Here is a 23,436-nt window from a genome sequence, read left to right on the forward strand (position 1 = left end):
CGTTGCGTCCTCAGAAGGGCATCAGCGCGCCGACGAAGAAGCGCAGCAGCCAGCCCGGGCTGTTGGCGTCCGCCAGCACGCCTTCGCCGGAATAGGAAATGCGGGCATTGGCCACGCGTTGCGAGGACACGGTGTTGTCCGAACTGATGTCGGACGCACGCACATAGCCCTGCAGGCGCACGGTCTCGTCGCCCTGGTTCAGGTACAGCGTCTTCTCGCCGCTGACGCGCAGCAGGCCGTTGGGCAGCACCTCGTGCACGATGACGGTGATCGAGCCCTGCAGCCGGTTCTGCTGCGAACTGGTCGAGTTGCCCTTGAAGTCGGTCTGTGCGTCGACGCTGACGTCGGTCTTGAAGCGCTTGCCGGCGATCACCGTCGGCTGCATCGCGACACCGCTTTCCTTGCCGAAGGTGGTACCGGCCGCCTTGCTCGCCTGCGTCGTTTCCTGCAGCACCACGGTGACCACGTCGCCGGTGCGGAAGGCGCGGCTGTCCGAGGTGAGCGACCAGGCCGATGCAGGCTGGAACACGCCGCCGCCCGCCCCCGCCAGCGGCGGCTGTACCGGCGGCGGCAGGCGGTCGGTCTCCGCCAGCGGCGGCGCCTTGTGCTCGAGGCTTGCGCAGGCGGTGAGGCACAGCGGCACGAGCAGCGCGATGAGGCGGGCCGGATGGCGCATCAGCGAACGGCCTGGGCGAGGTACTGCATCATGTTGTCGGCGGCCGACAGCACCTTGGTGTTCATTTCATAGGTGCGCTGGGCGGCGATCATGTCCACCATTTCCTCGACCACCTGCACGTTGGACCCTTCGAGCGCGCCCTGCTTGAGCTTGCCCAGACCTTCCTCGCCGGGGTTGCCTTCGGTCGGCACGCCGCTGGCGGCCGTCTCCTGATAGAGGTTGTCGCCCATCGCCAGCAGACCGGCCGGATTGACGAAGCTCACCAGCGTGAGCTGGCCGACTTCCTGCGGCGCGGCCTGACCCGGCACCGTGACCGACACCATGCCGTTCTCGCCTATCGTGATCGCGGTGGCGTTCTGCGGGATGTTGATTTCCGGAATGATGGGCAGGCCCTGCGCGGTCACCAGCAGGCCTTCGGCGTTCTTCTGCAGCTGGCCGGCGCGGGTGTAGGCGATGTCGCCGTTCGGGCGCTGCACCTGCAGGAAGCCGATGCCGGAGATGGCGACGTCGAGCGACTGGCCAGTGGTCTGCAGATTGCCGGTGGTAAACACCTTCTGCGTGGCGACCAGCCGGGTGCCGGTGCCCAGCTGCACGCCGCCCGGGCTCACCGTGTTGTCGTCGCGCTGCGCGCCCGGTTCGCGTTCGATCTGGTAGAACAGATCCTCGAACAGCACGCGGTCGCGCTTGAAGCCGACCGTGTTCACGTTGGCCAGGTTGTTGGCGATGGCCTGCAGCTTCGCGTCCTGCGCCTGCACGCCGGTCTTGCTGATCCACATTGCGGGATTCATGTCGTCTCTCCTGTGTCGGCAGTGCTGCCGTTCGTCATTCGCGGATCAGGCGGTTGCCCGTATCGGCCATCGAATCGGCGGCCTTGTAAAGCTTCATCTGCAGTTCGAATTCGCGGTTCAGTGCCATCGTCGCGACCATTTCCTCGACCGCGGACACATTGCTGCCTTCGAGAAAACCGGCGCGCACACGCACCGTCGGGTCGGCCGGCAGTTCGTCCTGACCGCGGCTCACCAGCAGGCCGGCCTCGTTCTTGATCACCGTTGCCGGATCCGGACGCACCAGCTTCAGGCGTTCCAGCGGCTGCATCAATGGCTGCCCGGGCGGACGGATCGAAATCGTGCCGTCCTCGCCGATCGCCAGCTGTGAGTACGGCGGCAGCACGATGGTGCCACCCTCGCCCATCACCGCGCGGCCATTCACGGTCAGCGTGCCTTCGGCATCGACGGTGAGCGCGCCGGCCCGCGTATAGGCCTCGCCGTCGCCCCACTGCACGGCGAGATAGCCGTCGCCGGAAATGGCGACGTCGAGGTCGCGGTCGGTCTGCTTCAGCGTGCCCTGGCGGTTGGACACCGAGTCGGCGCGCAGCCGGCCGAGGTGGCGGGCGTCGTAACCGTAGCCCTGCACCGCCTCGCTGACCGACATTTCGAGATCGGCACGAAAGCCGGGCGTGTCCGCGTTGGCGAGGTTGTTGGCGCGCACCTGCTGCGCATGCAGCGCGCGCTCGGCGCCGCTCATCGCGGTATAGATCAGCGCATCCATGGCCGGTCTCTGTTACAGCGCCTGCATCAGCGACTGCATCATTTCGGTCTGCGTCGAGATCACCTTGCTGTTGGCCTGGTAATTGCGCTGTGCCGACATCAGGCCCACCAGTTCCGAGGTCATATCGACGTTCGACTGCTCCAGCGCGCCACCGGTCAGCGCGCCGGCCATGCCGGTGCCGGGCGTGAAATAAAGCGGATCGCCGGACAGCGACGAACTGGTCCAGCTGGTGTCGCTGACCGGGGTCAGCGAGGCCTCGTCCGGGAACACCGCCAGCGCGATGCGGCCGACCGGCTCCTTCACGTTGTTGCTGTACTGCGCGATGACCGAGCCGTCTTCGGCGATCTGCACGCCTATCATCGTGCCCGAAGCGTAACCGTTGGCCGCGTTGACCCGCACGGTGGCGTCGCCGCCGAACTGCGTGGTGCCGGTGTAGTCGATGTCCACGCTCAGCGCGGCAGCCCCCGCCGGCGTGCCGAGCGCCAGCGCGACCGGTGCGGCCGGCGTGACCAGCGCGCCGCTGGTGTTGAAGTCCATCACCGTCGTCGTCGGCAGTGCCGCGCCGTCGAAGGTGTAGTGGGCGGTGATCTGGTTGGTGCCGGTCTTGACGAAGTACTGGCCGACGCTGTGCTTGCCGCCCAGCGAGTCATAGACGACCGCCACCTGCGAACTGTTGAAGGTGAGCGGATTGGCCGGATCGAAAGGCGCGGCCGCCGGTGCAGCCCAGTCGGCCGACATGTTGCCGACGTACTGCAGCGTGTCGCTCGGCTTCGCGGGCACCTGGCCGGCGGGCACCTTGAGGTCGCCCATGGCGCCCAGCGTGGTGCTGCCGGATTGCATTTCGTAGCCCTGCAGGCGGCGGCCGAAGGTGTCGACGACGAAGCCGTCCTTGTCGGTCGAGAAGATGCCGACGCGGCTGAACAGTGAGGCGCCGGCGGTGTCGCGCGTCACGAAGAAGCCGCGGCCCTGGATCGCCGCATCGAGGCCGCGACCGGTGGTGAGCACGCCGCCGCCGATGTCTATGCTCTGCGTCAGCGAAGCCACCTCGACGCCGGTCGGCTGGGTACCGGCATACATCGCGGCGAAGTTCGCACGACTGGACTTGAAGCCATAGGTGCCGGTGTTGGCGATGTTGTTGCTGATGGTTTCGAGCTGGGTGTTGATCGCATTGATGCCGGACAGCGCGATTTCATAACTCATGGACCGTATCCTCTCTTTCAGTTGACCGACGTGGCCGGACGGCCGTTGAAACGTGTGATGTAGGCCGGCGACACCTCGCCCAGGCCGGCGACGTTGAGGGCGACATTGCCGCTGCCGGCCATGCGCACGCTGAGCAGCCGGCCGGCGATCTCGGTGGCCGGCGTCTCGCCTGTTTCCGTCTCGACGCGCAGCGTGTGCGCGCCGGGCGGCAGGCCGAGCTCGGCAGGATCGATCTCGAACGGCACTTCGCCGGCCGCCCGGGTGCCCAGCTCGATGCGGCGCTCGACGCCGTCCGGGCCACTCAGAACGAGCGTCGTGCGCGCGCTCGACGACGTCAGCGTGAATGCGCCGCTGACCGGCTCGCTGCCGACCTCGACGGTGTCGGTATTCACCATGATTTCCGAACCGACCTGCGCGCCGAGCGCCAGCACCTGCAGGCTGGACAGCACCGACGCGTTGGCGCCGGTCTGTTCGGCCAGCGCCTGCAGCGACTCGACCTGGCTGAGCTGCGTCAGCTGATTGACGAAGTCGCTCGGGTCGGTCGGCTCCAGCGGGTTCTGGTTGCGGATCTGCGCCACCAGCAGCTTGGTGAACAGTTCGGTCGGCGAACCCTGTTCGCCGTTCGCCGCCTGCACGGCGTCGGACGCGCTGCCCTGGCTGCCGCCTACTACCTGACTGGTCTGCATGGCCTCACCCCTCTCCGAGTTTCAGAAGGGCCTGCTGCATCGACTTGACGCGACCGAGCACTTCCACGTTGGTTTCAAAGGCACGCGACGCCGACATCATGTCGGTCATCTCGGCCACCGAATTCACATTGGTGTAGAACACCATGCCGTCCTCATCGGCCAGCGGATTGTCAGGTTCGTACACCGAACGCAGAGGTTCGGTGCTCTCGACCACGTCGAGCACCTGCACGCGACCGGCCACCGCCGGCGCGCCGCCGACGTCCTCGCCGCCGAGCAGCGTGGCGAACACCGGCTTGCGCGCGCGGTAGGCCGTCTCTTCCGATCCGGACGCCGAATGCGCATTGGCGAGGTTGCTGGAAATGGTGTTGAGCCGCACGGTCTGGGCGGCCATGGCCGAGCCGGCGATCTGGGTGATGTCGCGGAATGACATGGCTATTGTCCGGCGATGGCTTTCGCCAGCCCCTTGAGTTTCATGTTGGCGAAGGTGAGGCTGATCTGGAAATCGGAGGTGTTCTGCGAGAAGGCGGCCTGCTCGACACCGAGTTCGACCGTGTTGCCGTCCTGTGCCGCGTGAAAAGGCACGCGATAGAGCGTTTCGCCCCCCTCGCTGTCGAGTGACAGACCTCCGGCCTCGCCCGCCATCGCCTGGCGCAGACTGGCGCCGAAGTCGACGTCGCGCGCCTGGTAACCCGGCGTGTTCTGGTTGGCGATGTTCTCGGCGATCACCCGCGTGCGCTCCGCACGCAGCTGCAGGGCCTGGCCGTGCACGCCGAGCGCCTTCCCGAAATCGATACCCATGTCGGCTCCTGTCTGTATCGCCGGCAAGCTGATCGGGGCGTCGCGCTGATGCGACACCGGCGTTCATCCGGTCGGCGTTTGTTAAGCGTATGCGTATAGTTCAGGGACACCATCGACAATCCGCCGGCGAACTTGAGGCCCCGGATGCGGATATTTCTCACGCCCGCATTGCTGTTACCTTCACCGGCCACAGGAGACCCCGATGCACCGAAGAACTCATCCGAACCGCATGCGCCACGCCCTCTGCATGGTCGTCGCGCTGTCCTGCCTGCCCGCTGCCGCGCAGGCCGACGGCACCGCACAGATCGTCGGCCAGGTCGAGGCCGCCGCGCGGCTGCAGCTCGAACAGCAGGCCGAGCGCATGGGGCTGACCGATGCGCGCATCAGCGTGACCGTGCAGCCCCCGTACAAGCCGCCACCGCCCTGCGCCGGGCGCATCGAGGTCGAGGCGCTGGACGTCAGATCACCGTCGCACCTGCGCTATGCCGCGCGCTGCGCCGGCGACGGCGGCTGGACGCGCAAGGTGCAGGCTCGCGCCCGCATCGTTGCCGACGTGGTCGTCGCGGCGACCGATATCGCGGCCGGACATCCGATCGGCGACGCCGACATCGACGTCGACGCGCGCGACGTGACCGCCGTCGCCGACTTTTTCGCCGATCCGTCCGAGGTGATCGGCATGACCGGTCGCCGCCCGCTGAAAGCGGGCGATCTGTTGCGCAAGCGCCTGCTGACGGCCGCCCTGCTGGTGAAGCGCGGCGACGCGGTACGCATCGTCGCGCGCAACGAAGGCATCGAAGTACAGGTGGCCGGCGAAGCGCTCGATGCGGGTGGCATCGGCGACATGGTGCGCGTGCGCAATCTGTCTTCCGGCACGGTGTTGCGCGCCCGCGTCATCGGCGCCGGTGACGTCGAGACGGTCACGCGCGGCGCTCAATAGCCGCGCGTGCGGATCTGGCCGGCCAGCCGCACCAGCTTGTCGGCATAGGCCGGATCGGTGGCGTAGCCACCCTGCACCAGCCCGTCGGCGAACGCCTGCACATTGCTGCCCGCATTCAGCGCGCCGGCATAGCGCGGATTGTCGAGAAGCAAGCGGGCGTAGTCGCTGAAGGCACCGGCGCGGTCGGCATAGCTGCGGAAGCTGGCGCTCACCGATGCATCGACACCTTCCAGGTATTCGGTCGTGCGCGCCTCGACCGTGGCGCCGCGCCACGCCCCGCTCGCCTTGATGCCGAACAGGTTATGACTGTCGCTGCCGTCGGCCGCACGCAGCGGCTTCTGTCCCCAACCGGATTCCAGCGCAGCATGCGCGATCACCGCTTCGCTGCTCACGCCCAGCCTCTGCGCGACCTCGGTCGCCCACGGGCGTATGCCGGCGACGAAATCGCGCCGACCGGCATCGTCCGCGCCGGTCACCGTGCTCGCGCCGGCGCTCCGCGTCGTGTTGCGCAGCAGCTGCGCTTCCGGGCTGAGCGTGGCCGCGCTGCCGGCGAAGTCTGCTCCGCCGGCCGAGCCCTGACGGATGAAGCGGTCGACCTCAGCCGACACTTCGCCGAACAGCGGCGCGAACTGTCCGGCGGCGCCGGTCGGCGCCAGCGGGCGCGTCGGCTCGACGTTGGGCGTCAGCGCACGCGCCGCCTCAGGTCGGAGCATAGGTCTGGTCCTCGCCGTGCAGCACGCGCTGCATGATTTCGTACTGGTCGGTCATCAGCAGGCAGTTGCGCGCATTGAGCCGCTTGCAGTCGGCAACCCGCGCCTGCAGCCCGGACCACATGGCGCGACAGCGTTCACGGTTGTCTTCCGGCAGTTCGGCGAACACCTGCTCCATGCGGCCGTCACTTCCGTAGAGGCCGGTCACCAGACGGGCGCGCAACAGGCGCCGCGCGTCGAGCGCCTGAACCGCATCGGAAATGCGCGTCGCGAGGTCGCGCAGCGTCGCGGCGTCATGGCGCAGCGCGGCGTCGAACTGGCTGTCGAGCAGCAAGCGCAAGGCGCCGTAGTCGGCCACGTCGCTGATCAGGTCACGCAGCAGACGGGCGATGGCCTCGCCGCGCTTCATCCCTTGCCGCCATGGAAGCGTTCGATCAGGCCGGCCAGCTTGTCCGGATCGAACGGTACCTCGCCGCGCGCCAGCGCTTCGCGCAGCGCATCCACACGCGCCTGGTCGATCTCCGGCAATGCACGCATCGCCTCCATCGCCGGCTGCAACGCAGACGACTGCAAGGTTGCGGGCGCCATCGGTGCGACCGCCGGTGTTGCCTCGACCGGCCCGTTGCCGCTCACCGAACCCGGCGCATTGACCCCGGCAGCAGCGCTACTGGTAATTCTCATCTGATGTCCTCTCGATCGTGTCCGCATGCAAGCTCACCTGTTCCCGCGCGACTCAGCGCAATTCGCCGGCCGACGGTGCGGCCAGCTGCGTGCGCAGCTGTTCCAGCGCCGCGCGATCCGGCATGGCCGCGTGCGCGCCCTCGGCAAAGGGCAGCCGCTCGTTAGGCAAACCATACATCGCGGCCACCAGTTCGGCTTGTCGGCTGGTGAGTATCAACAGTTCGATGCGCCGGTTCACGCCGGCCGTCGCATCTTCGGTATTCAACGGCGCGCGGTCCGCCATGCCGACCACCTGCAGCACGCTGCCGTTCGGCATGCCGCCGGCCAGCAGCTGCGAGCGCGCGGTCAGCGCGCGGTTGCTCGACAATGTCCAGTTCGAGAAGGCCGCGTGATCGCGATTCGCATACTGCACCGAATCGGTGTGACCGACGATCAGCATCTGGTTCTCCATCTGCGCGAACAGCGGTCCCAGCGAACGCAACAGCTTGCGGAAGCGCTCGGTGGCGAAGGAACTGCCGCGGTCGAACATGCCCTGCTGGTCGGTATCGTGCAGCATCACGCGCAGGCCATATGGTGTGATCACCGACTGCAGATTGCCTTCGAGCCCGGCGTCCGCGCTCATTTTCTTCATCACGCGGGCCAGCGCTTCCATATCGGCCGGGGATTCGTAGCGCACGCGCGCCGTGCGCGGCCCGTCCGCCGGGGCGGTTTCGCCGCGGGCCGCGCTTTCGCCCGGCGCCGACATGCCCTCGCGCGGCGGCATCGGTTCGCGTTCGATCAGGCTGCCGCGCGGCCCGCCGAGCGACTGCGCCATCAGGCCGCTGCCTTCGTCGATGCGGCTGCTGTCGGACGCGCGCAGCACCTGCTCCAGCGATTCCTGCTCGCGCGACGCGAGCAGCCACAGCACCAGGAAGAGGCAGAGCAAGGCCAGGCAGAAATCGGCGAAAGCCACTTTCCACGAGCCGCCATGCGACTCCTCGTGTCCCTTTCCGGACACGCGCTTGACGACGGTTGCGCCGTGCGCATCAGGCTTCGACACGTTTGTCTCCGGCGCGGCGGCGCGGCGTGGCATCCGGATCGCCCGCGCCCTGCATCGCGTTGATCCAGCTTTCGAGGCGGGCGAAGCTGGGCTTGATGTTCAGCTGCACCAGACGACGTCCGGCGTCGATCGCCAGCAGCGGCGGCTTGCCCGATACGTGGGTGACCAGCACCACCTTCACCGACTCCAGTGCCTGCAGTTCCTCGCCGACCAGCTGCTTCATCATGTTGCTGATCGGGTCGAGCACGCCGTAGCAGAAGAAGATGCCGATGAAGGTGCCGACCATGGCCGAACCGACGCGCACCGCGATCTCGCCGGTACCGGCGCCGTCAGCCACGACATTCATCGTCATCACGATGCCGAGCACCGCGGCCAGGATGCCGAAGCCCGGCATCGCCTCGCCGATCTTGCCGAGCGAGCGCGCCGGCTGCGACATTTCCTCGTGGATCGCCTCGATCTCCTGTTCGAGCACGCCTTCGAGTTCGTGCGCATTGATCTTGCCCATCGCCATCAGCCGGAAGTTGTCGACGATGAAGTGCAGCAGCTTGGGTTCTTCGAGTATCAGCGGGTAGCGGCGGAACATTTCGCTCTCCTGCGGCGCCTCGACGTGAGCATCCAGCGCCTTCAGGCCACCGGCCGCGGTCTGCAGCAGCTCGTACATCAGCAGCAGCAGCTGACGCTGGAATTCCTCGCCCTGCTTGCGCCGCAGCATCACCTTGCGCAGCTGCAGCCACATTTCCTTCAGCACGTGACCGGGGTTGCCGAGCACGATGGCGCCGGCCGCAGCGCCGACGATGATGATCAGTTCGATCGGTTCCCAGATCACGGCGAGCTTCCCGCCATGCAGCATGAAGCCGCCGAACACGCTGATCAGGATGATGGCGACGCCTACGATGGACTGCATGATTCGTTTCCTCTTGGTTTTCCCGGGCGGTCAGCCGAGGAAGGCCTTCATTTTCCTGAGCGCGCCCTTGTTGATCTGGCAGATGCGCGCCTCGGTCAAGTCCAGTACCGCCGCAATCTCGCGGTAGCTGAGTTCGAATTCGTAATAGAGCTGGATCACGCGCTGTTCGCGCTCGTCCAGCCGGGTCAGCGCCTGCGCCAGGCTGCGCCGGGTCATCAGTTGTTCTTCCGGCGACTGGCCGGCCGCCGCCATCTCGTGCATCTGGCCGACCAGTTCGTCGAAGCTGGCGATGGTTTCGGCGTTCTCCGCCAGCAGGTGCGCCTGGAAGGCGTCGGCCGCAATGCCAAGCGCAGCGCACGCTTCGGCCTCGGTCGGCTCGCGCCCGAGCTGACGGGTCAGCGCGCGCACCGCGTCGCGGGTGCGGTGGCTGTCCTGGCGCACGGTGCGCGGCCGCCAGTCCTGCCGCCGCAGTTCGTCGAGGATGGCGCCGCGCACGCGCAGCGCCGCGTAGCCGGCAAAACCCTGATCGGGCGTGCCGTAGCGGCGCAACGATTCGAGCAGGCCGAGCAGGCCGATCTGTTCCATGTCCTCGCGATCCATCGCTCCGGACACCTGCGACAGCAGCTGGCGCACGATGCGCTTCACCAGCGGTGCGTACTCCACCAGCCAGCGCTGCTCCTCGGCGGCGTCCAGCGTGCGCGCCGCCGCGCTGCTCACCTCGGCGTAGTCCGAATGCATGTCCATGTCATTCAACGATCAGCTTGCCGACCATCGCCTCGACGAAGGGCTTGCTTCGATGCGCCTTGTCGTAGTCCTCGGAGAAGGCGCGATTGACCTCGGCCGCCAGTTCGTCGATGGTCATCGCGCTGACCTGCTGCGCGGTCATCGACGCCAGCGCGCGCACCGCGATGCTGCGCAGCAGCGGCAGGTGCTCCTTGGTGTCCTTCTCCTTCTCGATCGCCGTGGTGAACACCAGGTCCATCGACATGTAGCGCGTCACGTTCTCCTCCGGCGCGCGTCGCAGCATGACGACCACCTTGTCGAGGCTCACGTACTTCTGCGGCACGGCCTCCTTCGGCACTGCAGCCTGAGCATCGGCGCCGCCGGCATCCTTCATGCCGAACCACCAGACCGCGCCGCCGCCGGCCGCCGCCAGCACGACGCCGACCACCGCGAAAATGATCGCCTTCTTCATCGGATTCAGCTCCCGTCCGTCGTCAGGGCGAAGCGCGACGCGCCAGCCCCGGCCTGTGCTTCGGCCAGTGCGTCACCCGGGTTGTCGTCGTCCCTGCCCTGCTGTTGTTGTCCCGAGCGCGAGCGGCCATCGGCGTCGCGGCCGTTGGCATCGCGACCGGATTCGGCCACCACCACGGTGACGTCGCCCTGCGCATGGCGCTGGCCAAGATCGGCGCGCAGGCTGTCGCCGATGGCGTGCAGCTGGCGCAGCACCTCGCCATTGCTGGCGCTCAGATGAACCTGCAGCGCACCACCGGCGTCCTGGTGCACGATGATTTCGATGCGGCCGAGCGTCGGCGGGTCGAGGCGGATCACCGCACGCTCGCCCTGTTGCACGCTCTGCAACTGCAGACGATCGCCCAGCGCATCGGTCAGCGGCTGCTGCCAGCTCTGCGGTGAGGCCGGCGCGAGCTTCAGTACGGTCTCCGTCGCGACCGGCGTGGACTGCGATGTCGTCGGAAGCGCGCCGTGTGTGGACTGCGGCAGAGGCTGCGCCGCCGCGACGACCTCGGCGTCCGGCCCGTCGACCGGCAGAAGCTGCGGCGCAACCGACGTGCCGCCGGCCAACGCCACCGGTGCGACCTCACCGCGCCGTGCCGCGGCAGGCGCCACCTGCTGCGTCTGCGCCGGCAGCGGAAGGGGTACGGTCGGCGCAGCGATCGGCATGTTCATCGCCTCGCCGGATGGCAGTTCGTCGGTCTCCGCCTCGCGTCCGGTGACGCCGCTGCCGGCATGCAGCGCGGCCGGCAGCGCCGATTGCGACGGCAGGCTGACGTCGTTGGGGGGCACCTCGGAGGCGCCCGCCTCGGCATCGACCAGCGGCGGCATCGCGGCAGTCTCGGCGGCGCTCGAAGCCAGACCCAGCGCGCGGAATACGTCGACGAAGGGCAGCGGTGCGGCCGCATTCGCGGCCGTCAGCAGGCCGGCCGGCGGCGCCGGCAGCACCGGCGTCGATGTCGGGAACGCGGCCGTGGCGGGCGCGAGCGTGAGGATGGATTGCGTCATGAGTGGCTACCGGAAAGTTCGACATCGTGTGCGTAGGCCAGCCAGCCGTCGCGCCCGGCGTCCAGCTCGGCCAGCCGGCCACTGACCTGCCCAGCTGCTTCGACGCAGCGCGCAAGCGCGCCGTCGTGCACCTTGCGCAGCGCAGACAACGCGTCGCGATCGGCCGCCGACAGCTCGCGCCGGGTGGCGACCGCCTGCAGCACGGTGGCCAGTTCGCGGTCGGCCGCGGCCAGCGTGGCCCAGTCGTCGCTGAGCGCAGCGGTTTCGAGGCGGCGGGCGATGCGGGCGAAGGTGTGGCGGTCAGTCATGGCCGTCCGCCAGTCCGACCCAGCCGCGGCGCAGCGTGCCGAGCAGGCCGCTCACTTCGTCCAGCGGCGCGGTGTCGAGCTTGATGCCGCCTTCGCTCAGACGCCACGCGCAGTAGTCATACAGCCAGTCCAGATTGGCCACGACATCGCCGCCGCTGTCCACGTCGAGCGAGCTCGCCAGACCATTCAGCATGTCGACGCAGCGGTCGAGGCTGAGCGCCTTCTGTTCGTAACGCCCGGCTTCGATATGGGCGCGTGCGCGGGCGATCTCCTCGAGCAGGCCGTCCATCAGGATCAGCACCAGCTGCACCGGGGTCGCGCGCGCCGTCTGCGCGTTCAGATTGACGGCGTGGTAGCTCTGGTAGGCGTCGTAGTTCAAGGCATCCTCTTCCGGTTTCGTTGTCGGGCAGGCAGTCCTCAGCCGGCCGACGAGCTCGCGAACAGCGCGTCGAACATGCTGGTGGTCTGCCCCATCTGCGACTGCAGCGACTGCAGTTGCGTGAATTGCACGAGGTAGCGCTGATAGGCGTTGTCGTACTGCAGGTCGATACGGGTCTGGCGCGTGCCGAGTGCCTTCTGCTGGCTCTGCACGGTGTCCTTGCGGCGCTGGATCTGGCCGCCGGCGGAGTCGAGCCAGACGTCCATATAGCTGGCGAAACCGCCGAGCAGGCCGCTGCCCGAGGTCATGCTGGCGCTGCCGAACAGGGTGTCGATGGCGTCCGGATTGGCGGCGATCGCCTTGTCCAGCTTGGACGCGTCGAGTGACAGCTTGCCGCTGCGGTCGGCGCTGACGCCGAAGTCCATCAGGCGCAGGCCACCGACCTGCTGGCGGACCAGGCTGTCGAGACGGTTGCGCAGCGACCGTATGCCGGCGTCGGAGGCAAAAGCCGCCGCCGCGACGCCGCTGTCGGCGTCGCCGGTGCTGGTCAGCTCGTCCAGGCTGGTCTTCAGCTTGTTGAAGGCATCGATGAAGCTCTGCACATTGGCTGCGGTACCGCTGCTGTCGCCCGCCACCTTCAGCGTCAGCGGCGCCTCGCCCGCCGTCATCGCGCGGGTGAAGGTCATCGTGACGCCCTCGATCGCGGTGAAGGTGTTCGACGCCTGCTGCAGTCGCACGCCGCTTCCCTGCGCGCCCAGCCATACGACGGCATCGCGCGCCGCGGTCAGTTCGCTGCCGTTGTCGAGCGAGTCCTTGAACGCGCCTGCGGGCAGGCCGCTGGTATCCAGCGTGATCTGGCCGTCGGCACCGGTTTCGGTCGACGACAGCACCAGCTGCGTCTGGCCGCCGGCCGTCATCACCATGGCCGTGACCTTGCCCTGGTTGCCGCTGGCCTGGTTGATGGCGCGCGCCATTTCGGTCTGCGACAGCGTGCCGTCGGCGTCCATGTCGGCGCCGGAGAAATCGACGCCTATCGTCGCGCCGCCGGCGAGATTGATGCTGAGCATGCCGCTCATCGGCACCGGCACCGCCGGCAGATCGGTGAACACCACCTGGTGGGCGCTGGCGACCTGCTCGACGAACAGCGGATACTCGCCCGCCACCGCGCCGGGCGATGCGCTCGCCGTGCCGACGCCGGTGCTGCTCAGCGTGGCCGTGTTCTGCGTGACGCCCTTTTTCGACGACAGCGTCGACAAGGCGCTGTCGAAGGCCTGCAGCGCACTTTGCAGCTTGGTCAGCGCCGACGTCGTGGCCTGCGCTTTCTTGCTCTGCGTGTCGACCTGGGTCTGCGACGCACTGATGTAGGCGGTCGCAAGCTGCGAGGCGGTGGTGACGGGATCGAAAGTGCTCATGGCTGGCTCCTGTGAACGGTTAGCGGACGCGTCCACCTGTCAAGGCGACCGGAACGGCCAGAAACTGAAATCGATCGATAGCGGGACATCACGGCGCGCATCTCCACATCTGGGCGGCGATGTCGTCCTGCCCCTTCTGTTCCTTCACCCGCGCGCCATCGGCGACGATGCGGCGCTGGCGCAGCAGCACCTGGTCGAGCACTTCGCAGCGGCGCGAAACGAGCGCCAGCTCGCGTCGCGCGAGGTCGATCTCGATCTCATGGGCCGCCAGTTCCTGCCGGTGCACCGCCACCATTTCGGCCACCGACTGCTTGTAGCCGGCGCTGTTCATCGACAGCAGCGGGTTCAGCGAGCCGGTCTGTGGCGCGCCGTCGCACAGCGACTGCAGCCGTTCGATGTTGCCGAGATAGCGCTGGCGCAGCGCCACCTTGCCGGCCATGTCGGCCTGCAGGCGGTCCACCTCGCGCTCGCGCACGTCCACCAGTCGCGCCAGCGCGCGGATCGATGTCTTCGTCGTCATGCCGCCAGCTCCTGGATGCGCGCCACGCACTGCGCCATCGGCGCGGCTTCGGCCACGCCCTGGCGCAGATAGGCTTCGATGTCCGGATAGAGCGACACCGCGTGATCGGTCTGCGGATCGGCGCCGGCGACATAGGCGCCGAGCGGAATCAGATCGCGCACCTGGGCGTGCCGCGACGCCATCTCCTTCACCATGCGCGCGGCGTTCAGATGGGCCTTGTCGACCACCAGCGCCATGCAGCGGCTGATCGACGCGGCGATGTCGATGGCCGGGTAGTGACCGCGTTCGGCCAGTTCGCGCGTCAGCACGATGTGACCGTCGAGGATGGCGCGGGCGGTGTCGACCACCGGGTCCTGCTGGTCGTCGCCTTCGGCCAGCACGGTGTAGATCGCACTCATGCTGCCTTGAGGGTTCTCGCCGTTGCCGGCGCTCTCGACCAGCTGCGGCAGCAGCGAGAACACCGACGGCGGATAGCCGCGCGTGGCCGGCGGCTCACCCAGTGCCAGCGCCACTTCGCGCCGCGCCATCGCGTAGCGGGTGAGCGAGTCGACCAGCAGCAGCACGTCCTTGCCCTGGTCGCGGAAATGGGCGGCGATGGAATGGCACAGCTCGGTCGCCATCAGCCGCATCAGCGGCGATTCGTCGGCCGGCGCGATGACGACGACCGCCTTCTTCAGCCCTTCCTCGCCCAGCGACAGTTCGACGAATTCGCGCACCTCGCGGCCGCGCTCGCCGATCAGGCCGACGACGACCACGTCCACCGCGGTCTGGCGGGTGATGGTGCCGAGCAGCACGCTCTTGCCGACGCCGCTGCCTGCCATCAGGCCGACGCGCTGGCCCTTGCCCAGCGTGAGCATGCCGTTGATCGCGCGCACGCCGACGTCGAGCGGCTCGGACACGCGCTTCTTCTTCAGCGGATGTACCCGCGGCGGATGCGGGTCGAGCGGATGTTCGCCGCCGAGGCGGCCGAGGCCGTCTATCGGTTCACCGAGGCCGTTGACCATGCGTCCCAGCCAGGACGGGCCGATCATCAGATCGAGCTTGTCCTGCACCGGCAGCACGCGGGCACCGGTGGTCAGGCCGACCGGCTTCTTGAACGGCATCAGGAAGGACAGCTTGTCGCGGAAGCCGACGACCTGCGCATCCAGCCAGCCACCGTCCATCGTTTCGATCTGGCAGCGCTGGCCGGTATAGAGCGGGCAGCCGGCGCTTTCGAGCAGCAGGCCCGAAGCCCCGACCAGGCGGCCGGTGGGCGTGGCCACCGGCACGTCGTCGATTTCGAGGCGGCGCAGCACGTCGGTAATCATGCGGCCTCCGCGGTGAAGGGCACGTCGATCACCGACTGCGGCACATCGCCACCGTCGAGCAATTGGGCGCGCACCTGCTCGACGCAGGCGGCCAGCCGCTGCGCGCAGCCGGCGTCGGCCTCGTGATCGCCCGCCTTCACCAGGCATTCGCCCAGTTCCAGGCGCGGATCGGCGACCAGATGCCAGCGCGCGGCACGCGACGCATCGATGTCGGCAATGCGCTTCAGGTCTTCCGGATTCAGGTGAACCTCGATGCCCTGACGGGTCGGCGGCATCGCCGCCAGCGTCTCGTCGACCAGGGACAGCAGCTGCGCCGGCTGCAGCGCCAGCTCGCAACGGATGACCTGACGGGCGACGCGCGCCACCAGGTCGACCACTTCCTTGCGCAGCGCGGTCTGGTAATCCGCCTGCAGACTGTGCAGCCGTTCGAGCATGGCATCGAGCGGCCGCGCCAGTTGTTCGAACGACGCCAGCGTCTGCTGCATCGCCTCCTCGCGCCCCGCCTGCAGACCTTCCTGGCGGCCGCTTTCCCGCCCCTCGGCCAACCCGTCGGCATGACCGGATTCGTGGCCGACGCGATAGCCCTCGTCCATGCCCTGACGGAATCCGTCGGCCAGCGACTGCTGGTACTGCGCGGCGGACTGACCGTCCGCGCGGCCGGCGGCGATCTGCGCCAGCGGCGGAAAGCGGTGTGGGCGCACGCCGCTCATTCGACGACGGCCTCGGCGAACAGCTGCACCTCGATCTCGCCGGCGTCCACCAGCGTTTTCACCTGGGCCATGATCTCGCGGCGGGTCTGTTCGATGCGGCTCAGCGGCACCGGGCCGGTGCGGCGCATCGTGTCCTCGAAGCTCTGCGCCTGGCGGCGTGGCATGGTCTGCATGATGGCATCGCGCACTTCCGGCTCGGCACCCTTGAGCGCGATCGCCCACTGTTCCAGCGGCACGTCTTCGAGCAGGCGCTGCAGCACCGTGTCGGACTGGCGCGACAGGATGTAGAAGTCGTACATGCTCATTTCGATCTCGGACACCACCTGCGGATCGCGTGCGCGCAGCTGTTCCACCATCTGCTGCTTGTTGCCGGACAGACGGTTCAGTATCTCGGCAGCCTGGCGCGTACCCTCGACGCTGGCGCTCTGCGAGCCGAGGCTGGCAAGGCAGCGGTTCACCAGTTCTTCCAGCTCGACCAGCAGTTCGTGGTCGATCTCCTTCAGCCGCGCCACGTTCAGCAGCAGCAGGTCGCGGCCGTCGACCGGCAGCGCGTCGATGACGGCGCCGGCCAGCGCCGGCGGCAGGAAGGCGAGGAACACCGCCTGCATGCGCACATGTTCGTCAGCGATGAAGTCGGCCAGCCACTTCGGCGACGCCCACTGCAGGCGCGCCATCAGCGGGCGGATGGCGTCGCCGTAGAGACTGTTCAGCACGCTGCTGGCGATCTCGCCGCCGAGCGCCAGATCGAGCGAGCGCTTCAGATAGGCGCGCGAGGCGCCATGCACGCCGCTCTGTTCGCGGTACTCGTCGAAGAAGCGCTGGATCGCGGTGCGCACGCTCTCGACCTTGATGCTGCTCAGGCGCGACATGACGCCGGTCACTTCGAGCAGTTCCTCACGCGACAGGCAGCGCAGCACGCCTGCCGCCGGCTCCTCGCCCATGCTCAGCAGCACGATGGCCGCCTGTTCAAGCGGGCTCAGATTGCTGCCCGACGGAATGATGGGATTACTCAGCGGGTTGTTCGGATCGGCCATTTTTCTGCACCCATTGCTTGACGACTTCGGCGACCCGCTCCGGCTCCTTGCCGGCCAGGACCTTCAGATGTTCGACCAGCACGTCGACCGGGGAACCCGGCGGCGGCAGATCGTAGTTTTCGAGCAGCGACACCACCGGACTGCCACCGGCGGCCGGTGCGCCATCCAGCGCCAGCGCGGGTGCTGCGCCAGCGGTGGCGGCCGGTGCGTCCGGCGTGGCATCGCGCACCGGAATGTCGTCGTCCCGTGCGGCTGGCGGCGCGATGCGCTGCTGCGCCGCGCGCACCAGCGGTCGCACGACGAACAGCAGCGCCAGCAGTCCGCCGGCGGCGTACAGCAGCCAGGACCCCATATCGACGATGTTGTCGCGCTGCGCCCACCAGGCCGGCGCTTCCGGCTGCGCCGGGAAGCTCATCGCGGACACGACGAGCTGGTCGCCACGTTCGGCGTTGATGCCCAGGCCGTTGGCGAGGATGCGCTGGATGTTTCCGATCTCGGCCTCGCTCCAGCCCTTGGCCGGATCGGCCGCCGCCGCGTTGTTGAGCACGACCGCCACGTTGAGCTTCTGCAGCCGGCCGCGGCTGCGCTTGATCTGCGTGATGCTGCGGTCGTAGGCGTACTGGCGGGTCGAGGCATTCTTGCGCGCGCCGGCGGCATCGGCCGCAGCGGCCGGCGGCTGTTCTCCGGCCGCACCCGGCTGCGCTGGCGCCTGGGCGGCCGGTGCGGCGACCGGGCGGTTGCTGAGCGAACCGGGTACACCGAGCGCAACGCGATTGCGGTCCTGCTCCTCGCGCGTGGCCTCGCTGGTGACGCGCGGCGCTTCGCCATACTTCTCGTGCGTTTCCTCGACGCGGTCGTTGTCGACCTCGGCGGTCACGCTGACGCGGTAGTTGTGCTCGCCGAGCACCGGCGACAGCAGGTCGCGCACATTGGCGCGCGCCTCGCTCTGGAAGCGATGTGCGGCCTCGTTGCCGCCGTGCGTCTCGAAGCCGTCGCTCAGATCGACGCGCGCCGACAGGTAGTTGCCGGCCTGGTCGACCAGGCTGACGCGCTGCGGGTCCAGCGTCGACACGCTGCCGGCCACCAGATTGATGATGGCGGCGATCTGCTCGGGGCTCAGCGTGCGCCCGGGCTTGAGTCCGAGCACCACGGAGGCGGTGCTCTTCTCGCCGTCGGTGGCGACGAAGGAGGTCGAGCGGGCGATGGACAGATGCACGCGCACAGAATCGACAGCGTCCAGTGTCAGGATGCTCTGCGCCAGCTCACCTTCCAGGCCGCGGCGATAACGCACGTCCTGCACGAACTGACTGACACCGAGCGGATCGTTCTGGTCCATCAGTTCGAGGCCGGCCGGCAGTTGCGCCGATACGCCCTTGGCGGCGAGCAGCATGCGTACGCGGCCGAGCTGGGCGTCCGGTACCAGCACCTGTCCGCTCTCCGGATGCAGCCGGTAGGGAATGCCTTCGGCATCGAGCACCGACATCATGTCGGCCGTCGCCACTTTCTGTCGGGCGCCGAACACCGGTTTGTAACTCGCCTGGTCCTGCCACAGATACATGAGGACGAGCGCGGTCACCGCGACGGCGATCACCATCAGCGGAACCAGGCTCTTGAGGAAGGCCGGCGGCAGCGAGGGCATGGCCCCGGAGCCGGCGCGCAGGCGTTGCAGGCCGCCGCGTACGGTTGCGATCACGTGAGCTGTTCCGGGTCAGTATCAGAGAGGCAGCTTGATGAGGTCCTCGACGGCCCCCACAACCTTGTTGCGCACCTGCATCAGCATCGAGAAGGACAGGCTCGCCTCCTGGCTGGCCAGCATGGCGCCGACCAAGTCATCGCTCTGGCCGCTGTCGACCGCTTCCATGCGCTGCGAAGCCTCGTGCTGCATCGCGTCGACACGCTGCACGGCGTCCTGCATGGCGCTCGCGAACCCGGCGCCGTCTGCGCCCCCGAAGCGGGAAGCCGACTGGAGCGGCATGGCGACGCTCGCGGCAATGTTGGTGGCATCGGCCTCGATCAGGGCCTTGCTGGCGCCGATCGCGTTGGCGAACTCATATCCCATACGTGCATTACCTTTTTGTCTTGCCGGTGGCAGAGGCCGGCAGGTTTTGTGTGGCACAGCATGCGCTGCTTAACCGTACGTGTATGTATCGACGCCCAGAGACAAAACTTTACGTGTAAATACAAACTTCATATTGAGACTATCTATATGAAAAACCACGTTTTTTCGTGAGGAAGGAAAAATTCCTGAAGGTCCGGAGTGACCAGATGTGACGAGCGCTCACGGTCGGGTGCCGGAATCGAGCCGGTGAATCCTGATTTAAGGCCGGCGGGTCGACGGTCGCCTGTGACTGATGACGGCGCATGACGCCCGATCCGTGCCCACCGACCTAGACCAGGAGAATTCCATGCTGAGCCTGCACACCAACGCCGCCGCCCTGACCGCCCAGAACTCGGTGGGCGGTACCCAGAAAGCCCTGTCCACCTCGATGACCCGCCTGGGCACCGGCTTCCGCGTCAACTCCGCGATGGACGACGCCGCCGGCCTGCAGATCGCCACCCGCCTGAGCGCCCAGACCCGCGGCATGGCGGTCGCCCAGCGCAACGCGCAGAACGGCATTTCGATGATGCAGACCGCCGAGGGCGCCTTCACCGAGATCACCAACATCCTGCTGCGCATGAAGGATCTGGCGACCGAAGCCCGTAACGGCGCATCGAACACCGACGACAAGACGGCGATGGATGCCGAGTACCAGGAACTGGGCTCGGAACTGGGCAACATCCTGAACAACACCAAGTTCGGCGGTCAGGCGCTGCTCAACGGCGCAGGCTCGCTGCAGGCCGGCGCCATCACCTACCAGATCGGTGCCGCCGCGGCGGAAACGATGACGGTCGACGTATCGACCGATCTGGCCGCACTGGTGACCGACCTGACCACCGCCGCCACGCTCGGCGACATCACGACCGCGGCCAACGCAGCAACGGCGATCGGCGACATCGAAGGCTGGATCAACGACGTCGGCGGTGTGCGCGCCCAGCTCGGTGCGGCGTCGAACCGCCTCGACCATGTCTACAACAACCTGGCCAACATGAAGACCAATACCGAACAGGCGCGCGGGCGCATCATGGACGTCGACTACGCCTCCGAAACCGCCAACATGACTTCCAAGCAGATGCTCATGCAGGCCGGCACCTCCATGCTCAAGCAGAGCTCCAGCATGTCCCAGCTCGTCATGTCGCTGATGCAGTAAGACATGATGCCCCGCGCGGACCCGGGGTCCGCGCGCCGCAGGACGAGCCAACCGTGCCCGCCGGACGGTTGGCTCTTTCACATCCGGAGCATTCGCCATGACGATAGAGAGGATTCCGCGTCTTGCGCTGGCGCTGCCCTTGCGGCGCCCGCCGGAAGGCCTGCCGACCGCCTTGCCCACCGCCGAGGATCCGGCGCCGATGATCGACGGCGACGCGGTGGCCTCACGCCTGCAAGGGCTGGCCGCCCTTGGGCGACCGCTGGTGGCCGGCGAGCGGCTGGCCGTCCGCGTGCTGTCCACCTCGCCAGCGGTCGAACTTCAGATCGATGCCGACGCAGCCACGCCGCCGGCCCGGCCGTCGGTGCCGGCGGCCGACGGACTTCCGGCGGCGATGCGGCCGGACCAGCTCCTGCTGCGTCATCTGCGCTGGCGCGCACCGGGTGCGCTGGACCTCGCCACCGCGCTGCGCACCCGCGTGTTCCGGCAGGTCACGACCGAACTTGCGCGCGCCGACATCGCCGCCGCCGTGACGCCCGCGCAAGCCGGCGATCCGGGCCGTGTCGCTGCCCCGCCCCTGCTCCCGATGCCGGGCGCCGAGCGCTGGCTCTTTCCGGTGCATCTGAGCGACGGTCAGTCGGCACATCTGCTGATCGGCGACGACGGTGACGACGGGCATGGCGGCGGCGCCGCCGCCTCGGCCGTGCTGCTGATCGAGACGGAACTGCCGGACATGGGACTCGTACAGGTCCGGCTGCAGATCGCGGGCGGCGTCCACCTGCAGTTCCGTATCGACGGCGACAAGGCGGTCGCGCATGTGCGCGACATCCTGCCCGCGCTGGCCGCGGCACTGGTGCGCGCCGGCACCCGGCTCGCGTCGTGCCGCCTGCTGCGCGTAACGTCGGGACGGCCGCACATCCGCGCTCTCGACATCTCGCGCCCGTCGATCCTGCACGCGCACCTGCCGCTGCCGCTGTTCCGCGTCGCCGCCGAAGTGCTGCTCGCGCTGACCGCGCCGCCGACCAGCCGCACCGACCTCGCGGCAACAAAAAGGATGTCGCCGATTTAAGGTTGGCCGCGCCGGCGTCGCCTTCTCCGGACAAGGACATCGGAATCGCGCGTCGTCGCACCGGTGGCCCGAAGCCAGACCCCCTTCCATACGGAGACACCCATGCTGAGCCTGCACACCAACGCCGCCGCCCTGACCGCACAGAACTCGGTGGGCGGTACCCAGAAAGCCCTGTCGACCTCGATGACCCGCCTGGGCACCGGCTTCCGCGTCAATTCCGCGATGGACGACGCCGCCGGCCTGCAGATCGCCACCCGCCTGAACGCACAGACCCGCGGCATGGCCGTGGCCCAGCGCAACACGCAGAACGGCATTTCGATGATGCAGACCGCCGAAGGCGCCTTCACCGAAGTGACCAACATCCTGCTGCGCATGAAGGACCTGGCGACCGAAGCCGCCAACGGCGCATCGAACGCCAATGACAAGACCGCGATGAACGCCGAGTACCAGCAGCTCGCGGCGGAAATCGGCAACATCATGACCAACACCAAGTTCGGCGGTCAGGCGCTGCTCAAGGGCGCAGGCTCGCTGGGCGCAGCCACCACCACCTTCCAGATCGGTGCCGCCGCGGCGGAAACGATGACGGTGGACGTGGTGACCAAGCTGACCGATCTGGACGCCGCCTTTGCCACCGGCGCCGGCAACGCGACCGCCACCTCGCTCGGTGAAATCCTGACCTCGGCCAACGCGACGGCCGCCATCGGCCAGCTCGAGTCGCGCATCAACGAAGTGGGCTCGGTGCGTGCCGACCTGGGTGCGGCGTCGAACCGCCTGGACCACGTCTACAACAACCTGGCCAACATGAAGACCAATACCGAACAGGCACGCGGTCGCATCATGGACGTCGACTACGCCTCCGAAACCGCCAACATGACTTCCAAGCAGATGCTCATGCAGGCCGGCACCTCCATGCTCAAGCAGAGCTCCAGCATGTCCCAGCTCGTCATGTCGCTGATGCAGTAACCCTCCCTCCGCGGCACGTGCCCCCCCGGGCCGTGTGCAGCAGGCTGAGCCAGTCGTGCCCGTCGGTGCGGCTGGCTTTTTTTTCTGCGCACCGGCGGCGTGTCGCAAAACGGACACGCCGGCCATTTAAGTTTGCGTCCTTCCGCGTCGCCCTTTCCTGATGAGGCCAACGAGGCGGCGAACATGCCCCTGCCGGTGGCCGATCCCCGCCCCTCGACCCGGAGAACATTCATGCTCAGCCTTCATACCAACGCCGCCGCCCTGACCGCCCAGAACTCGGTAGGTGGTACCCAGAAAGCCCTGTCGACCTCGATGACCCGTCTGGGCACCGGCTTCCGCGTCAATTCCGCGATGGACGACGCCGCCGGCCTGCAGATCGCCACCCGCCTGAGCGCCCAGACCCGCGGCATGGGGGTCGCCCAGCGCAACACCCAGAACGGCATTTCGATGATGCAGACCGCCGAAGGCGCGTTCACCGAAATCACCAACATCGTGCTGCGCATGAAGGACCTGGCGACCGAAGCGTCGAACGGTGCGTCGAACGCGGACGACAAGACCGCGATGAAGGCGGAATACGACCAGCTGGGCCTGGAACTGACCAACATCATGACCAACACGAAGTTCGGCGGTCAGGCGCTGCTGACCGGCGGCACGCTGGCCACCGCCGGCGGCGTGACCTTCCAGATCGGCGCCGACGCCGCCGAAACGATGGTGGTCGACACCTCGGCCAACTTCACGGCGCTGACCACGGCGGTCACCGCACTCAACGGCGGTGATATCTCCACCGCCGCCAACGCCGCGATCACGCTGGCCGAGACGACGATCACCGCCGTCGGCACGCTGCGCTCGCAGATCGGCGCCGCGTCGAACCGCCTGGATCACGTCTATAACAACCTGGCGAATATGAAAACCAATACCGAACAGGCACGCGGTCGCATCATGGATGTAGACTACGCGTCCGAAACCGCCAACATGACCTCGAAGCAGATGCTCATGCAGGCCGGCACTTCCATGCTCAAGCAGAGCTCCAGCATGTCCCAGCTCGTCATGTCGCTGATGCAGTAATACG

General features: G+C 67.8%; 29 protein-coding genes. 5 read left to right on the forward strand and 24 right to left on the reverse strand.

Annotated elements, in window-relative coordinates; genetic code table 11:
* Positions 1–10 precede the first annotated feature (10 nt).
* Genes flgH through flgB form a run of 7 tightly spaced genes read right to left on the reverse strand, consistent with a single transcriptional unit; the run spans position 11 to position 4,908 of the window.
* A complete protein-coding gene (flgH, locus tag METFAM1_RS0106575; RefSeq protein WP_019918810.1) occupies positions 11–676 on the reverse strand; it encodes a flagellar basal body L-ring protein FlgH in 666 nt (221 codons plus the stop codon).
* Entirely contained in the window at positions 676–1,452 is a 777-nt protein-coding gene (flgG, locus tag METFAM1_RS0106580) for a flagellar basal-body rod protein FlgG (protein ID WP_019918811.1), read from the reverse strand. Before flgG ends, flgH begins: the two co-directional genes overlap by 1 nt.
* 46 nt (positions 1,453–1,498) lie before the next feature.
* Positions 1,499–2,224 (reverse strand): flagellar basal-body rod protein FlgF, encoded by a 726-nt coding sequence (locus METFAM1_RS0106585; protein WP_019918812.1) that lies wholly within the window; start codon positions 2,222–2,224, stop codon positions 1,499–1,501.
* Positions 2,225–2,236: 12 nt separating this feature from the next.
* Entirely contained in the window at positions 2,237–3,424 is a 1,188-nt protein-coding gene (locus METFAM1_RS0106590) for a flagellar hook protein FlgE (protein WP_019918813.1), read from the reverse strand.
* A gap of 17 nt (positions 3,425–3,441) precedes the next feature.
* The gene (locus METFAM1_RS0106595) at positions 3,442–4,110 is read right to left on the reverse strand and encodes a flagellar hook capping FlgD N-terminal domain-containing protein (protein ID WP_019918814.1); all 669 of its coding nucleotides are present in this window, start codon (positions 4,108–4,110) and stop codon (positions 3,442–3,444) included.
* A 4-nt stretch (positions 4,111–4,114) separates the two neighbouring features.
* Positions 4,115–4,540 (reverse strand): flagellar basal body rod protein FlgC, encoded by a 426-nt coding sequence (gene flgC, locus METFAM1_RS0106600; RefSeq protein WP_019918815.1) that lies wholly within the window; start codon positions 4,538–4,540, stop codon positions 4,115–4,117.
* 2 nt (positions 4,541–4,542) lie between these two features.
* Positions 4,543–4,908 (reverse strand): flagellar basal body rod protein FlgB, encoded by a 366-nt coding sequence (gene flgB, locus METFAM1_RS0106605; RefSeq protein ID WP_019918816.1) that lies wholly within the window; start codon positions 4,906–4,908, stop codon positions 4,543–4,545.
* 202 nt (positions 4,909–5,110) lie between these two features.
* On the opposite strand from flgB, the gene flgA reads away from it, so the two are divergent.
* Complete coding sequence (flgA, locus tag METFAM1_RS0106610) at positions 5,111–5,845, forward strand: flagellar basal body P-ring formation chaperone FlgA (RefSeq protein ID WP_024300530.1); 735 nt, start codon at positions 5,111–5,113, stop codon at positions 5,843–5,845.
* Here the strand turns inward: flgA and flgJ are convergent.
* From flgJ to METFAM1_RS0106695, 17 genes are all read right to left on the reverse strand, one after another.
* On the reverse strand, positions 5,839–6,558 hold the full coding sequence (gene flgJ / locus METFAM1_RS0106615; protein WP_019918818.1) for a flagellar assembly peptidoglycan hydrolase FlgJ: 720 nt from the start codon (positions 6,556–6,558) through the stop codon (positions 5,839–5,841). The two genes, flgA and flgJ, sit on opposite strands and share 7 nt — an antisense overlap.
* Complete coding sequence (gene flgN / locus METFAM1_RS0106620) at positions 6,545–6,964, reverse strand: flagellar export chaperone FlgN (protein ID WP_019918819.1); 420 nt, start codon at positions 6,962–6,964, stop codon at positions 6,545–6,547. Before flgN ends, flgJ begins: the two co-directional genes overlap by 14 nt.
* Positions 6,961–7,236, reverse strand: a complete 276-nt coding sequence (gene flgM / locus METFAM1_RS0106625) for a flagellar biosynthesis anti-sigma factor FlgM (protein ID WP_024300531.1) — start codon at positions 7,234–7,236, stop codon at positions 6,961–6,963. Before flgM ends, flgN begins: the two co-directional genes overlap by 4 nt.
* A 52-nt stretch (positions 7,237–7,288) precedes the next feature.
* Positions 7,289–8,275: a flagellar motor protein MotB gene (locus METFAM1_RS0106630; protein WP_024300532.1), complete on the reverse strand. Its 987-nt coding sequence runs from the start codon at positions 8,273–8,275 to the stop codon at positions 7,289–7,291.
* Entirely contained in the window at positions 8,262–9,179 is a 918-nt protein-coding gene (gene motA, locus METFAM1_RS0106635) for a flagellar motor stator protein MotA (RefSeq protein ID WP_019918822.1), read from the reverse strand. The genes METFAM1_RS0106630 and motA overlap by 14 nt, the downstream gene beginning before the upstream one ends.
* Positions 9,180–9,209: 30 nt before the next feature.
* Positions 9,210–9,923 carry a FliA/WhiG family RNA polymerase sigma factor gene (locus METFAM1_RS0106640; RefSeq protein ID WP_019918823.1) on the reverse strand — a complete coding sequence of 238 codons (714 nt, stop codon included), beginning with the start codon at positions 9,921–9,923 and terminating at the stop codon, positions 9,210–9,212.
* A gap of 1 nt (position 9,924) precedes the next feature.
* Entirely contained in the window at positions 9,925–10,374 is a 450-nt protein-coding gene (locus tag METFAM1_RS0106645; protein WP_019918824.1) for a flagellar basal body-associated FliL family protein, read from the reverse strand.
* A 5-nt stretch (positions 10,375–10,379) separates the two neighbouring features.
* Positions 10,380–11,420, reverse strand: coding sequence for a flagellar hook-length control protein FliK (locus tag METFAM1_RS0106650; RefSeq protein ID WP_019918825.1), 1,041 nt, complete (start codon positions 11,418–11,420; stop codon positions 10,380–10,382).
* Positions 11,417–11,728 (reverse strand): hypothetical protein, encoded by a 312-nt coding sequence (locus tag METFAM1_RS0106655; protein WP_019918826.1) that lies wholly within the window; start codon positions 11,726–11,728, stop codon positions 11,417–11,419. Before METFAM1_RS0106655 ends, METFAM1_RS0106650 begins: the two co-directional genes overlap by 4 nt.
* Positions 11,721–12,107 carry a flagellar export chaperone FliS gene (gene fliS, locus METFAM1_RS0106660; RefSeq protein WP_019918827.1) on the reverse strand — a complete coding sequence of 129 codons (387 nt, stop codon included), beginning with the start codon at positions 12,105–12,107 and terminating at the stop codon, positions 11,721–11,723. The genes METFAM1_RS0106655 and fliS overlap by 8 nt, the downstream gene beginning before the upstream one ends.
* A 38-nt stretch (positions 12,108–12,145) precedes the next feature.
* Positions 12,146–13,519, reverse strand: a complete 1,374-nt coding sequence (gene fliD, locus METFAM1_RS0106665; protein WP_019918828.1) for a flagellar filament capping protein FliD — start codon at positions 13,517–13,519, stop codon at positions 12,146–12,148.
* Between the two features lie 88 nt (positions 13,520–13,607).
* Complete coding sequence (locus tag METFAM1_RS0106670; protein WP_019918829.1) at positions 13,608–14,039, reverse strand: flagellar FliJ family protein; 432 nt, start codon at positions 14,037–14,039, stop codon at positions 13,608–13,610.
* A complete protein-coding gene (gene fliI, locus METFAM1_RS0106675; RefSeq protein WP_019918830.1) occupies positions 14,036–15,346 on the reverse strand; it encodes a flagellar protein export ATPase FliI in 1,311 nt (436 codons plus the stop codon). Before fliI ends, METFAM1_RS0106670 begins: the two co-directional genes overlap by 4 nt.
* Positions 15,343–16,056, reverse strand: a complete 714-nt coding sequence (gene fliH, locus METFAM1_RS0106680; RefSeq protein WP_019918831.1) for a flagellar assembly protein FliH — start codon at positions 16,054–16,056, stop codon at positions 15,343–15,345. The genes fliI and fliH overlap by 4 nt, the downstream gene beginning before the upstream one ends.
* On the reverse strand, positions 16,053–17,090 hold the full coding sequence (locus METFAM1_RS0106685) for a flagellar motor switch protein FliG (protein ID WP_019918832.1): 1,038 nt from the start codon (positions 17,088–17,090) through the stop codon (positions 16,053–16,055). Before METFAM1_RS0106685 ends, fliH begins: the two co-directional genes overlap by 4 nt.
* A complete protein-coding gene (gene fliF / locus METFAM1_RS0106690) occupies positions 17,062–18,783 on the reverse strand; it encodes a flagellar basal-body MS-ring/collar protein FliF (RefSeq protein WP_019918833.1) in 1,722 nt (573 codons plus the stop codon). Before fliF ends, METFAM1_RS0106685 begins: the two co-directional genes overlap by 29 nt.
* Positions 18,784–18,804: 21 nt before the next feature.
* On the reverse strand, positions 18,805–19,149 hold the full coding sequence (locus tag METFAM1_RS0106695) for a flagellar hook-basal body complex protein FliE (protein ID WP_019918834.1): 345 nt from the start codon (positions 19,147–19,149) through the stop codon (positions 18,805–18,807).
* Positions 19,150–19,495: 346 nt separating this feature from the next.
* Here METFAM1_RS0106695 and METFAM1_RS0106700 point away from each other — a divergent pair, with 346 nt between their 5' ends.
* The 4 genes from METFAM1_RS0106700 to METFAM1_RS0106715 all read left to right on the forward strand — a co-directional run bounded on the left by METFAM1_RS0106700 (position 19,496) and on the right by METFAM1_RS0106715 (position 23,432).
* A complete protein-coding gene (locus tag METFAM1_RS0106700) occupies positions 19,496–20,338 on the forward strand; it encodes a flagellin N-terminal helical domain-containing protein (protein WP_019918835.1) in 843 nt (280 codons plus the stop codon).
* Positions 20,339–20,435: 97 nt separating this feature from the next.
* Positions 20,436–21,404, forward strand: coding sequence for a hypothetical protein (locus METFAM1_RS0106705; RefSeq protein ID WP_019918836.1), 969 nt, complete (start codon positions 20,436–20,438; stop codon positions 21,402–21,404).
* A 102-nt stretch (positions 21,405–21,506) separates the two neighbouring features.
* Positions 21,507–22,367, forward strand: a complete 861-nt coding sequence (locus METFAM1_RS0106710) for a flagellin N-terminal helical domain-containing protein (RefSeq protein ID WP_019918837.1) — start codon at positions 21,507–21,509, stop codon at positions 22,365–22,367.
* A 231-nt stretch (positions 22,368–22,598) separates the two neighbouring features.
* Entirely contained in the window at positions 22,599–23,432 is an 834-nt protein-coding gene (locus METFAM1_RS0106715; protein ID WP_019918838.1) for a flagellin N-terminal helical domain-containing protein, read from the forward strand.
* Positions 23,433–23,436 lie beyond the last annotated feature (4 nt).

Origin of the sequence: Methyloversatilis discipulorum, assembly GCF_000527135.1 — a bacterium.
Taxonomy (GTDB): Bacteria; Pseudomonadota; Gammaproteobacteria; order Burkholderiales; family Rhodocyclaceae; genus Methyloversatilis; species Methyloversatilis discipulorum.